The organism is Pseudomonas sp. UMAB-08, assembly GCF_900095225.1.
GTDB lineage: Bacteria > Pseudomonadota > Gammaproteobacteria > Pseudomonadales > Pseudomonadaceae > Aquipseudomonas.
Genome location: NZ_LT607418.1, coordinates 254570 through 267968 on the forward strand (window position 1 = coordinate 254570; position 13399 = coordinate 267968).

12 protein-coding genes are annotated in these 13399 nt (G+C 58.5%); 4 read left to right on the forward strand and 8 right to left on the reverse strand.

The genetic code is table 11. The features are described from left to right. The 4 genes from K0F75_RS11035 to K0F75_RS11050 all read left to right on the forward strand — a co-directional run. Positions 1-702 (forward strand): acyl-CoA thioesterase II (locus K0F75_RS11035; RefSeq protein WP_257604318.1); only part of this gene is annotated, 702 nt, incomplete at its 5' end. Positions 703-836: 134 nt separating this feature from the next. Beyond that, on the forward strand, positions 837-2141 hold the full coding sequence (locus K0F75_RS11040; RefSeq protein ID WP_219061892.1) for an MFS transporter: 1305 nt from the start codon (positions 837-839) through the stop codon (positions 2139-2141). A gap of 14 nt (positions 2142-2155) precedes the next feature. Further along, on the forward strand, positions 2156-2434 hold the full coding sequence (gene catC, locus K0F75_RS11045; protein ID WP_219061893.1) for a muconolactone Delta-isomerase: 279 nt from the start codon (positions 2156-2158) through the stop codon (positions 2432-2434). Between the two features lie 100 nt (positions 2435-2534). Further along, on the forward strand, positions 2535-3827 hold the full coding sequence (locus K0F75_RS11050) for an acetyl-CoA hydrolase/transferase family protein (protein ID WP_219061894.1): 1293 nt from the start codon (positions 2535-2537) through the stop codon (positions 3825-3827). 430 nt (positions 3828-4257) lie between these two features. Here K0F75_RS11050 and K0F75_RS11055 read toward each other — a convergent pair whose 3' ends face one another. From K0F75_RS11055 to K0F75_RS11090, 8 genes are all read right to left on the reverse strand, one after another. Then, positions 4258-5103: an alpha/beta fold hydrolase gene (locus tag K0F75_RS11055; RefSeq protein ID WP_219061895.1), complete on the reverse strand. Its 846-nt coding sequence runs from the start codon at positions 5101-5103 to the stop codon at positions 4258-4260. A gap of 28 nt (positions 5104-5131) precedes the next feature. Continuing rightward, positions 5132-6160, reverse strand: coding sequence for a 4-hydroxy-2-oxovalerate aldolase (gene dmpG / locus K0F75_RS11060; RefSeq protein ID WP_219061896.1), 1029 nt, complete (start codon positions 6158-6160; stop codon positions 5132-5134). Between the two features lie 11 nt (positions 6161-6171). Continuing rightward, a complete protein-coding gene (locus K0F75_RS11065; protein WP_219061897.1) occupies positions 6172-7107 on the reverse strand; it encodes an acetaldehyde dehydrogenase (acetylating) in 936 nt (311 codons plus the stop codon). A gap of 16 nt (positions 7108-7123) precedes the next feature. Beyond that, on the reverse strand, positions 7124-7912 hold the full coding sequence (dmpE, locus tag K0F75_RS11070) for a 2-oxopent-4-enoate hydratase (RefSeq protein ID WP_257604320.1): 789 nt from the start codon (positions 7910-7912) through the stop codon (positions 7124-7126). A 35-nt stretch (positions 7913-7947) separates the two neighbouring features. Next, entirely contained in the window at positions 7948-8403 is a 456-nt protein-coding gene (locus tag K0F75_RS11075; protein WP_219061899.1) for a heme-binding protein, read from the reverse strand. Further along, complete coding sequence (locus tag K0F75_RS11080; protein WP_219061900.1) at positions 8400-10823, reverse strand: RND family transporter; 2424 nt, start codon at positions 10821-10823, stop codon at positions 8400-8402. Before K0F75_RS11080 ends, K0F75_RS11075 begins: the two co-directional genes overlap by 4 nt. Before the next feature lie 20 nt (positions 10824-10843). Continuing rightward, on the reverse strand, positions 10844-11938 hold the full coding sequence (locus K0F75_RS11085) for a YCF48-related protein (protein WP_257604322.1): 1095 nt from the start codon (positions 11936-11938) through the stop codon (positions 10844-10846). An 80-nt stretch (positions 11939-12018) separates the two neighbouring features. Beyond that, positions 12019-13392: a DUF1329 domain-containing protein gene (locus K0F75_RS11090; RefSeq protein ID WP_219061901.1), complete on the reverse strand. Its 1374-nt coding sequence runs from the start codon at positions 13390-13392 to the stop codon at positions 12019-12021. Positions 13393-13399: the final 7 nt, after the last annotated feature.

Consider the following 13399-nt stretch of genomic DNA (forward strand, 5'->3'; position numbering starts at 1 on the left):
AGCCCCAGCATGCTGCAAATGACGTTTTTGCAAGGCGCGCGCCCACAAGACACTATCGAATTCAGCGTTGAGGCGCTCCAGGACGGGCGGCGCCTTTCCTCCCGCCACGTCTACGGTGTCCAGGGTACCGGCCTGGTGCTCAGCGCCAACGCCAGCTTTCAAGTGGCACAGTCCGAACCCGGTGACCCGCACCGACTGCCGCAACAAATGCCTGCACCGGAAGATCTGCCGACCCTCGCTGAATTAGCAGCGCGTTACCCGCTGGACAGCGAGGCCGTGCAACTGCGTTTCAGTGCCCGGCCGGTACTCGATATCCGGCCGATTCACCCACACGATCATTTTGAACGCCCCGCCGACCGACGAGACATCGCTTATTGGGTGCGCTTGAACCAGCCTCTTGCGGCCGAAGGCTGCCTGCACCACGCGGCGCTGGCGTACCTGTCTGACTGTTGGCTGAACGCCAGCCTGGCACCCGGGCAAGGGATGCTTGACCTCTGGCAAAACCATTACGTCAGCAATCTCAACCACACGCTGTGGTTTCACAGTCTGGAGATCGACGTCAATGAGTGGTTGTTGTTCGTCAACGATGCGGTGCGCAGTCTGTCCGGTCGAGGGCTGACCATGACTCACATCTACCAGCGAGACGGCCGACTGGTCGCCAGCATGGCCCAGGATTTATTGATTTCACCGCGCGATGCCTGAGCTTTAGTCTGGTTGGAAGGCTGGGTTTTGCAAAGGCAAATGGGCACCACGCGTTAACTGCTGCACTCTGGATCACGGCCTCATAAGCCCAAGGTCCCTCCAATAAAAAGTCCAATAACAAGAAGGACGGCGATATGTTCGAATGGTACAAAACCGGCTCATCACAAGAACGCAAAACGTTCTGGGCATGCTTTTCAGGCTGGGCGCTGGATACCTACGACGCCCAGATGTTCAGCTTTCTGTTGCCGACCCTCATGGCGGTCTGGCAGATATCCAAGGGCGAGGCCGGGATCCTCGGCACCGCCGCGCTGCTCTCTGCCGCACTGGGCGGTTGGGCCGCGGGTATCCTCAGCGACCGCTACGGTCGGGTGCGCATTCTGATTTTCACCATTTGCTGGTTCACCGTCTTCGGGGTACTGGCAGGTTTTACTCAATCCTTCGAACAAATGCTGGTCGTGCGTACCTTGCAAGGCCTGGGCTTCGGTGGTGAGTGGGCAGTGGGTGCCGCACTGATGGCCGAAGTCATTCGTCCCGAACATCGCGGCAAGGCTTTAGGCTTCGTACAGAGCGGGTTCTCGGTGGGCTGGGCACTGTCTGCGGTGGTGATGACCGCTCTACTCGCTTACTTGCCGCCGGAGATGGCGTGGCGTGTCGCATTTTGGGTGGGGATCATTCCAGCCACGTTCGTGCTGTTCATTCGCCGCAACGTCAAGGACGCCGACATTTTCAAGGAAGCCAAGGCCGCGAGTAATGAGAAGGCCTCGATCCTCTCCGCTTTCCGCCCTTCCGTGATCCGACTGACCCTGTTAGGCGCGCTGTTAGTGACGGGGCTGCAGGCCGCTGCCTACACCATCATGGCGTGGCTGCCAACGCTGATGGTGCAGGTCCGAGGGCTGAAGTCAGGTCCAGTCGTCATCACGATGCTGATCATGTGCGCAGGTGCGTTCGCCGGTTTCGTACTCACCGCGTACCTCTCCGATCGCTTCGGTCGTCGGCCTGCGCTGCTGGTCTTCTGCCTGGGCGCATGGATATTCACCGTGGTTTATATGCTTGTGCCGATGAGCCCCACCGTATTGATGCTGATGAGTTTTCCTGTCGGCGCCTTCGCCACGGGCATCTTCGCCGTCGTCGGTCCCTTCCTCAGCGAGCTGTTCCCTACCCACATACGCACCACTTGCATGGGCTTCTCCTACAACCTGGGTAAATCCCTGGGTGCGCTGTCCATCGCAGGCGTCGGGGTTCTGTCTGAGCGTTTTGGCCTGGCTGAAGCGATAGGCGGCTTTTGCCTGGTCGCCTACGCCTTGGCAATTATCGCCGTGTTGCTGCTACCAGAGACCCGCGGTGTGCGTCTGGAAGATATCGACGCCAATCTGGGTCACAACCTAGACGATCACGATGCCAGGGTTGCCGACCATACCTTGATCAACAACAAAATCTAATTGGAGTAGAACCCATGCTTTATCACGTAAAAATGGACGTAAACATTCCTCGCGATATCCCTGCCGACACAGTGGAGGCGATCAAAATTGCCGAGAAGAAACGCGCCACCGAGCTTCAAGAAGCAGGGAAATGGCCGCATCTGTGGCGAATAGTCGGGCAATATTCGAACATCAGCATCCTCGACGTGGCCAGCAACGACGAACTGCATGAGCTGCTGTCCAGCCTGCCACTGTTCCCGTACATGACCCTCCAGGTCACGCCCTTGGCCAAGCACCCCTCCTCAATCGTCTGAAGACCACGGCGGCCTTCGCGCCGCCGCTTCTCCCTACCTTTTATTGGCGCTTTGGCTACCCAACCAGTAGCTGCGGCTGACTGTTGCCGAGAATTCCCAGATGCCACAGCTCTTGCACCTCGAATCGCTGGACCTGGCCGCACTGATTCAACCTGGTGACACGGTGATGTGGGGCCAGGCCAACGCCGAGCCCCTGCCATTGACCCAGGCATTGATGGCCCAGCGGAAAAAAATTGGCAGGTTCCGGGTGATGTTAGGGATCTCCAACAGCCCGACCTGTACGCCCGAGCACACCGATCACGTGGATTTCATCGCTTATTGCGGCGCGGGAGCCAACCGCGAGCTGGCTAACGCCGGTTTGCTGGAGGTGATGCCCAGCCACTATTCCGACCTACCGTACCTGATCAGCAGCGGCGCTTTGCGTATCGATGTGTTGATGCTGCAACTGGCGCCCGCCAATGCCGAGGGCCGCTACAGCCTGAGCCTGGCCAACGAGTATTTGCTGCCGGCGCTCGACAGCGCTCGCCTGGTGATTGCAGAAATCAATGCTCGGGCCCCCTGGACTTACGGCGACCGGACCTTGGGCGACGATGACTTGGACGCCATCCTGTTCACCGATCGGGCGCCCATGGAAAATCCGGTCAGCCCTGTCCGGGAAGTCGATCAGCGCATCGCCAGGCATATCGCCGGCCTGATCGAGGATGGCGCCACCCTGCAAATGGGCATCGGTGCCATACCCGACGCTGTCTTGAGTGCATTAGGCGAACATATCCATTTGGGCGTGCATTCAGGCAGCCTTGGCGATGGTGTGGCACGCCTGATGCTAAGCGGTGTTATCACCAACCAGCGCAAGACGATCGACCGAGGCATCAGCGTAGGTGGCATTCTCATGGGAAGCCGCCTGCTTCATGACTATGCTCACCACAACCCGGCCATTCAATTACGCTCGACACGCTATACCCACGATGCGCACATCCTTGAGAGCATCGACAAACTGGTTGCGATCAACTCAGCCGTCGAAGTCGACCTGACCGGTCAGGTTAATTCGGAGTTGGCCGCAGGCAACTACGTCGGCGCCATCGGCGGAGCGGTCGACTTTATCCGTGGCGCACGGCGCTCAAAAGGCGGATTGCCCATTATCGCGCTGCCGTCAACCGCGGGCAGCCATAGCAGAATCGTGGCGAGGTTAAACGGACCGGTAACCATTGCACGTAGCGACGCGGTCATTGTCGTCACCGAGTACGGCGTAGCCGATCTGCGCGGCATGACTCTCAATCAGCGAATCACAAAATTGCTGGACATCGCCCATCCTGAACACAGGGCTGCACTTCAGGCGCAACTTGATAATTTCACTGGCGTGGCTCAAAGGGGTCAGTCTTCAGCGAAAACGTGACGGCTCAACGCCACTAAACACTTGGGTATTTGTCGCAAGCCTTGAGCCGTTCTTTCTATTGCGGCCATCCTTTAAACGTAACAGGCAAGCTGCAGGGGACGTTAAGGCCTTGGCATATATATGCCTGCCCTGCGAGCTTTTGCTTAGGTTCGAGACTTCCCAGCCAGAATGGCAACGCCAACAATGCCAACACAAGTAACGTCAGAATTATTTTTTTTATGTTCATCCCTTACCTCGAGCCCCTTGCGTGCGAGCGGAAAGTGCCGCGCAAAGCCCGGCGTTGCCACTGCCCAGCACTATTAGGTCGTAATGGTGCATATCCGTTCCTGGTCTATCTGCTTGTGCTGCAGGAAGGTACGTCATCCTTGCTCGACGCCCCTCTGCACGGAAGCGCACAGGGAGGCTTGAGCGGCACTGTTCAGGCGCGTGCTTAGTGCTTGAGGAAGTCGATGACCAGACGGTTGAACGCAGGGGCATGTTCCCACTGTGCCCAGTGTCCGCATTTACTGAAGACGTGCAGACGCGAATCGGGAATTCCGTTGAGCAGCTTCAGACTCCAGTCGATAGGTACAAAACGGTCGTCGCGGCCCCAGGTGATCAGGGTTTTGGCCTTGATATCGGGCAAGTTGTCGGTGAAGTCACCCATCTGGAACTTGCTCAGATCGATACTCTTCAGGAAGTTTTCCAGGTGATGCGGTTTGTCCAGAATGCTCTTGAGGCGCAGGCCAATCAGTTCTTCGGTGAGAGCGCTCGAATCGTAGACAAAAACATTGAGCATTTTTTTCAGGTTGTGCAGGGTCGGTTCCCGGTAAACATCGAACAGCAGCTTGATGCCCTCCATCGGCAGCGGCGTGAATATACTGGTACGGCCCACGCCGCCCGCTCCCATGAGGATCATTTTGTCCAGACGCTCCGGTGAGGCCACGGCAAAGCCCAGTGCTGTGCCGCCGCCCATGGAGTTGCCAACCAGGTGTGCCTTATCGATATCCAACCCATCCATCAGCGCTTTTACCGCACGGGCATTGATCACAAAACGTGGCTCGGCAGTGACCAAGGGGTCGGATTTACCAAACCCAGGGCAGTCCATGAGAATGACCCGGTAACCGGCATCGACGAAATCATCCACGTTGCGATGGAAGTTGGCCCAACCCGTTGCCCCTGCGCCAGAGCCGTGGATCATGATGACGGCTTCGCCCTCGCCGGCTTCGTTGTAGTGGATGTTCCACTCGGGGGTTTGCACGAACTTGCTGGTGTAGGCTTCAGTAAATGTGCTCATTCTTATTTTCCTATTATTGATGCAGGATTCAGAGGGAAACGTTGTTGCGTAGATCCAGCGCGACGTCGACGATCATGTCTTCCTGGCCACCGACCATCCGGCGTTTACCCAGTTCGACGAGAATGTCCAGAGTCTTCAGGCCGTACTTGGCGGCGGCGACTTCGGCGTGGCGCAGGAAGCTCGAATAGACCCCGGCGTAACCCAGCGCCAAGGTCTCGCGATCAACTCGCACCGGACGGTCCTGCAACGGACGCACGATGTCATCGGCCGCGTCCATCAGCGTGTAAAGGTCGGTGCCGTGGTTCCAGCCCAGGCGTTCGGCGGCCGCAATGAACACTTCCAGCGGCGCATTGCCCGCGCCGGCGCCCATGCCGGCGAGGCTGGCGTCGATGCGGTCGCAACCTTCCTCAACGGCCGTGATCGAGTTGGCAACCCCCAGACTCAGGTTGTGGTGGGCGTGCATACCGGTTTCAGTTTCTGGCTTGAGCACAGCCTTGAACGCACGGAAACGGTCGCGGATATCCTGCATGTTCATCGCCCCACCGGAGTCGGCCATGTACACGCAGGTCGCACCATAGCTTTCCATCAGCTTGGCCTGCGCGGCCAACTGCTCGGCGGGGATCATGTGGCTCATCATCAAAAAGCCGACCGTGTCCATGCCCAGCTCGCGGGCGTATTCGATGTGCTGTTTCGAGACATCCGCTTCGGTGCAATGGGTGGCGATGCGCACTACGCGGGCACCGGCGTTGTAGGCGGCTTTCAGGTCGTGCACCGTGCCGATGCCTGGTAACAGCAGCGTGGTGATTTTGGCGTGACTGATCACATCGGCGGCCGCTTCGATCCACTCCAGGTCGGTGTGGGAAGCAAAACCGTAGTTGAAGCTTGAGCCTTGCAGACCGTCGCCATGGGCGACTTCAATCGAGTCGACCTTGGCCTTGTCCAGGGCGCGGGCAATGTCCTGGACGTTCTGGATCGAGTATTGGTGGCGGATGGCATGGCTGCCGTCGCGCAGGGTGACATCGGAGATGTACAGTTTTTTACCGGGATTAAAACTCATGGCGATTCTCCTTAGGCGTTCAGCATCGACAGCGCCATGCGCTCGGCGGTGGCCAAGGCAGCGGAGGTCATGATGTCGAGGTTGCCGGCATAGGCTGGCAGGTAGTGGGCGGCGCCTTCGACTTCGAGGAAGATCGAGGTCTTCAGCCCGGAGAACGTGCCCAACCCAGGGATCTTCAGCGGTGCCGACTCAGGGATGACGTCGAACTGCACCTTTTGCTTGAGGCGGTAGCCCGGCACGTAGGCTTCTACCGCAGCGGCCATTTCTTCAATAGACGCTTCGATCTCAGCCTGGTCGGCGGCTTCGGACAGCACGAACACCGTGTCACGCATCATCAATGGCGGCTCGGCCGGGTTCATCACGATGATCGCTTTACCCTTGGCTGCGCCGCCAATGACTTCGATGGCCTTGGAGGTGGTCTCAGTGAACTCGTCAATGTTGGCGCGCGTGCCGGGACCGGCAGATTTACTGGCAATCGAGGCGACGATTTCGGCGTAATGCACCTTGGCGATACGCGAGACCGCCGCGACCATCGGAATAGTGGCCTGGCCGCCGCAGGTGACCATGTTGACGTTGAGCTGATCGAGGTTCTGCTCCAGGTTGACCACCGGCACGCAGTATGGGCCGATGGCGGCCGGGGTCAGGTCAATCAGGCGGATGCCCGGTTTGATCGACCGCAGGAACGCGTCGTTCTTCACATGAGCACCGGCCGAGGTGGCATCGAACACGAAGTCGATGTCCTTGAATACGTCCATGCGGGTCAGACCTGCAACGCCTTCATGGGTGATGGCCACGCCCATGCGCTGCGCGCGGGCCAGGCCATCGGAGGCCGGGTCGATGCCGACCATGACCGCCATTTCCAGGTGCTTGGCGTTGCGCAGAATCTTGATCATCAGGTCGGTGCCGATGTTGCCGGAACCGACGATGGCGACTTTGAGTTTATTCATTGTGTTTGCCTCAGGCTTAAACGAAACGCACAGAACAGCCGCCGATTCCGGCGATGCTGACCCGCAAGTTGTCTCCGGCAACGACCGGCACCATGGCCGACAGCGCACCGGATAAAATCACCTCCCCTGCCTTGAGGCTCATGCCCAGCTCACCGAGGGTGTTGGCCAGCCAGGCCACGGCAATGGCTGGCGAGCCCATGGTTGCGGCGCCCGCGCCAGTCCCAACCACCTGGCCGTTCTTCTCCAACACCATCCCCGTGGTGTACAGGTCCAGCTGGCGTGGATCGACCAGCCGGTCTCCGAGCACGAACACACCACAGGAGGCGTTGTCGGCAACCGTGTCCTGGATTTTGATTTGCCAGTTGCGAACCCGTGAGTCGACGATTTCAAAGCAGGCCATCACCCCCTCGGTTGCCCGCAGAACATCGGCCACCGTGACGCCGGGCCCAGCCAGATCGTGCTTGAGGACGAAAGCAATTTCGCCTTCGGCCTTGGGCTGAATCAATGTAGACATGTCCACCGCATCGCCCTGATTGACCACCATACGGTCGGTCAACTGGCCGAAATCAGGCTGACCGACACCGAGCATGTCCATCACTGCCTTGCTGGTGACACCGATTTTTTTGCCGATGATCCGCTCGCCCTGTTCCAGTCTCCGGGCCATCAGGCGTTGCTGAATGGCGTAAGCATGAGCCAGGGTCAAATGCGGGTAGCGCTCGGTCAAAGGGGCAATCGCCTCAACCGATTTCAGTGCATGAAACAGCTCGTCACCCAGTGCATCAATATTGATGAAGGTATCGGTCACAGTCAGGTCCTCCTGCGAGTTAAAAGGAATAGGCGTCATGGGGCTTCAGCCGATCGAATGGCGTCGTATCCGGCAGTGGCGCAGCCGGCGTCTTGTTCTTCACTGGCGCCGGATACTCCAATTGCCCCCAGCAACCTGGAGCCGAGCATTAGCGGAAACGCTCCACCCATAGGCACCATCCTGGGTCGGGAGATCAGGCATTGACGTACGTGCTCGTCGGCGTGCCTCATCAGGTTGGCCAAGGCACACGTGGGCATCGAGAAGGACACAGCGGTCCAGGCCTTGTCCTGTGCGATATCGATCGAATGCAGCGATGCGCCTGGAATGCGTGAGAACCCCAGTAAATGCCCGCCGGCATCAACCACCGCGACACTGACCTGGAGCCCTTTTTCCTGGGCATACAACAGCGCTGCGGCAATGGCCCGGTCGACCATTGGCAGGCTCAGCGGGTCAGCCAGGCAGAAATCATCGACAGTGAGCGACGAGTTCATACAAGCACCTCGCTGGCTTCAACTACGGTGCTCGCTGACTTCGGTTTGAGAAGGAAGCACGCCAGCGCCGGAATCAGCACCAGTGCCACGAGCATGTTGCAGAGGAACATGAAGGTCAGCAGGATGCCCATGTCCGCCTGGAACTTGATGGGCGAGAAAATCCAGGTGACCACGCCCAGGGACAAGGTGATGCCGGTGAACACCACCACGCGACCGGTGAACATCAGCGCTTGATAATAGGCCTGGGACAGACTCGCCCCGCACTTGAGCCAGAACAGCGTTACGCTGAGGATATAAAGCGCATAGTCGACGCCAATGCCGACCCCCAGCGCCACCACCGGCAGCGTGGCAACCTTAAGTCCCATGTCGAGTTTGACCATCAACGCTTCGGCCAGCACCGAGGTCAGAACCAGCGGCACGATGGCGCAGACCACCGCACGCCAGGAGCGGAAGGCAATAAAACACAACAGCGTTACAGCCAGGTAGACCCCCAACAACATCCGCCCATTGGCTTGTTTGACCACGATATTGGTGGCGCTCTCGATCCCGGCATTGCCTGCTGCCAGCAGGAAACTGGCCGCGTTGTCGTTGTGCCGGGCGGCAAACCGCTCAGTCACTTCCACCACCGAGACCAAGGTGTCCGCTTTGTGATCTTTGAGGTAGACATACACCGACAGCAGATCGCAGGTCGCATTGAACAGCTCGCGCGGCGAGCGAACGGCAGCGGAGTTGATCGTCGACTGATTGGGCAACAGCTCATCCCACTTCAGATTGCCCTCATTCATACCGACGTTGACCTTACGCGCCAGCCCGGCAATGGAGTTGGTGCCTTCGACACCCGGCAGTTGCCGCAAGCGCCATTCCAACTCCTCGACCTTGCGCAGGGTGCCGTAGTCGACGCACTGCCCGGCAGGTGTTTCGACCATGACCACGAACACGTCACTGCTGGCCTGGTAATGATTGATGATGAAACCGTTATCCTGGTTGTAACGCGAGTCGGCCCGCAGCTCCGGCGCACCTGGATCAAGGTCGCCGACCTTGAGTTGCTCGCTGGCTTTAAAGGCGAACAGCCCGACAACAACGGCCACAAAAAGCGCCAGAATTGCGGTACGTGGCTGGGTGAATCGAACGAGCAGGCGCATCATCAATGGCGTGCGCCCGCCCACCTGCTCCATGTCACTTTCGTTCTTCAGGCTACGCTGCGCCGCTTTGGTCGACACCCCGGTGAAAGACAGCGTGATCGGCAACAGAGCCAGGTTGGTAAAGACCAGAATGCCGACACCCACACTGGCGATGATCGCGAGTTCCTGAATGACCGGCACGTCGACGATGGTCAGCACGGCAAAACCGACGACGTCCGCCAGCAACGCAGTCATGCCCGCGGCAAACAGTCGACGGAAGGTGTAGCGGGCAGCAATCAAACGATGAGTACCACGCCCGATGTCCTGCATGATGCCGTTCATTTTCTGCGCGCCATGACTGACGCCGATGGCATAGACCAGAAACGGTATCAGGATCGAATACGGGTTCAGCTCATAGCCCAACAACGGCAACATACCGAGTAACCACACCACTCCGACCAGGGTGCACGCCTGCACCATCAGCGTGCTGCGCCAGCAACGCGTGAAGTAGTAAAGAATGCTCGACGTAATCAACACCGCGACGGCAAAGAAACCCAGGACTGCATACAAGCCAGAGATCAGGTCGCCCATGACCTTTGCGAAACCAATGATATGGATGTCAACGCCCTTGGCCGCATAACGACTGCGAATGTCCTCCAGCGCATCGGCGAGCTTCTTGTAATCGAGTGCCTGACCGGTTTTCGGATTGATATCCAGCAAAGGCATCTGAACGATGGTCGAGCGCAGATCTCGAGCGACCAACTGACCGATTTCGCCAGAGCGTTCGACATTGGCACGTAAAATTTCAAGGCTCTTTTTACTGCCATTAAAGCTGTCCTGAACCACCGGACCGCCATCGAAGCCCTCCTCGGTAACGCCCTGCCAGCGGGTCAGGGGCGTCCACAACGAGCGCATGAACGCTCGGTCAACACCGGGCACCAGGTACAGGTCGTCATTGATCTGGCGCAGGGTGTCCATGTATTCGGCGCTATAAATAGTGCCTTCGCCCTGCACCGCGACCGCTACGCGCAGGGTGTTAGCCGAGCCCTTGAGATCATCCGCGTGTTTCAAGTAGTTGAGAATGAACTTATGGTTCGCAGGGATGGTTTTGAGGAAGCTGGCGTTTAGCCGCACCTGAGTCGCCGACAGGCTGAAAAAGGCCGTTAACAGCAAACAGAACACCACGACCGTCAACCGGTGATTGAACAGCAGACGCTCAAGGCGATTGCCCGAGGACGTGTTGAAGTCCTCAAGCCTGGCGATGGTCGGAAAGCCATCTGAAGAAGTGCCGATACCCATTTTATTAACCCCTTACAGGTTTACCGACTCAAGGAAAGAGTGTCTGGCGTGAAGAAAGAAATCCCGTTCATACCCACTGCGACGGCCCCACCCTGAGCCGATGCCTGGAGCGCGAGAAACGGAAACTGCTGGGTCGGCAGCACACGGCCGAAGCTTCGGCCATCATCACGGCTGAGCCAGCCCACTCCAGACTCGTCCACCAGCAGGATCGAGCCATCGACTAACGCAGTCCCCGCTGTCAGGCTCTGGCGGGTGTCCACACGCACTCGCGTCCAGGTCCCGCCGGCATCGGTCGAACGGAACAGGTGGCCGCGCAAGCCGAATGCCAAAAGGCTGTTTTGGGGGCTGACCACCAAGCCGAAGAAGCTCCCCACATAGGGTTCACCCAGCGACTTGAAATCACGCGCATCTTTGCTCAGGCGGTACAAACCACCTTGTTCGCCGGCCAGATAGACCTTGTCACCCAAGGTGCGCGCAACATTGATATGGCGCTGAGCGGAGCCATCGAGGAGCGCCAGGGAGGGCGACCAACTGCGGCCACCGTCTGCGGTGGAGAAACCAAGACCGTAAGCACCTACGACGAGTGCGTGATCCTTGTCGAAACACTGGATATCGAGGAAGGGTTTATCCGCGCCATCTGTCACCAGATTTCGCGCGTTCTGCAGACTTGCTGCATTTTTTTCATCACTGGCCTCAAGGATCGCTTGTGCGGCTTTGATGCCATCCAGTTGCGCGGCCCAGCTCTTGCCAGCGTCGTCACTTTTGAGGATCACGCCTCGATGGCCAACTGCCCAGCCTGTGTTGCGGTCGGCGAAGCACACCCCGGTGAGCGTCACACTGACCGGAACATGAGCCTGCTGCCAGCTCTGCCCCTGGTCATCCGAATAAAGGATATGCCCACGCACGCCGACTGCTATCAAGCGGTCGCCGGCCTGAGTGATGGCACTGAGCATGGAGCGCTGCGCAAGCGCTGAAACCGGTGAACGTTGTTGGAGCGTATCCTGCACATTTTTGAGTACAGGGGCGCTGGCTACCAGCTCATCAGCACACGCCAGACCGCCCCCACCCAGCAGGCACATCAAGAACAACCAACGGGTAAACCTTATTATTTTCACGGTGCAACCTCCGTTCCCACAAACAACCCGACACTCTGCCTGCCCTGACAGTAAGGGCAGGCAGCAACCGCCATCAGCGCTTAACGAGCACTTTGGTTGGTCAGTGATTCCGGCGAGAAGAAGCTTTCACGACGACGCTCGGCAGTGCTGTATTGATCATTGCCAGCATCACCCAAGGCGCAGTTGTAAACCCAGGCTTTGGTTCGATGGTCATGGAAAAAGCTGGTGCAGTAGTTGACGGTGGCCGGGATGTCCGGTGCAGCAAACGGGGTGGTCATCGAGGTACGCCACAGCGTGCCTTCGGCGTCCCAGCCATCCATAATCGCCGAGCCCCAGTTATCTTCGTCGTAGTAATAGACACGCTTGGGTACGGCGTGACGCTTGCCCGGCTTGAGCGTCGATTCAACCACCCAGACCCGGTGCAACTCCCAGCGCATCATGTCCGGTTTGGCGTGCCGTGGCCCCATCACGTCCTGATCGCTGTGGGCCAGCAACTTGTTGTCGTTGTAGGGAATGTACATTTCTTTCTTGCCCAGCAACTTCCAGTCATAACGCTCGGGAGAGCCCACGCCACCGAAGTTCTCATCGATGAAATTCACCCCCGAGGCAACAACGTTAGGCGTATCGAAGTTGATGCTTGGCGCGCGTCGAACACGACGTTGGCCAGCCAGGTATTGCCAGAGTGTGCGGCCTTTGACGTAGTCAAAACCGCTGTGCAGCATCAGTGCCTCACCGGCGCGAAAGGCAGGGGCGTTGGTCACCTGAATGGCCAGCATGTATTCAGGATCGGGCACGGTCGCTGCCGAGCCTTCTTTGTAGTAATAGGGGTACTGCGCCTCATCGACTGCCGAGGTGGCCAGCACTTGCTTACCATCGGCAGTGGTGGTCCATACCTTGTATTTGCTGTGAGTCGACTCCCCGCGCCACAGTGACAGATGGTTCCAATGCACCTCTAGTCCCGACTGCGGGACCGGGAACGGCACGCCGCCATAAGCGCCCTTGACGATCAAACCGTCGCCCTCAAGCTTGGCCTCGGTCGCGTTTTTAAAGGTGTTGTCATAGATCCATTGCGGCGCGGCCGCAGTACGGCGGGTCGGATAGACATCGATACGGAACGTCTGCGGATTGTCCTTGAACAGTTGCTTGACGCCGTCGGCCAACTTATCGGCGTACTGCGGCATGTTGCTCGCAGTAATACTGAACAACGGTTTGTCGGCCGCAAACGGATCGACATTGCGATGCCCGTTCTGAAACCCTGCCGGGATTTGAGTAAAACCACCGGTCCAGGCCGGAATGCTGCCGTCGGCATTGGCTGCACGCTCGGCGCCCATGGGCGTGAGTTTGCCTTTCAGCGCATCAGCCTCCTGCGGGCTGACTGCGGCGTGGGCCACATCGAGGCACAGAGCCAAAAGCGAGAAGCAGGCCAGCCGATTTATTGTTTTATTCGTGTACATGTTCAAC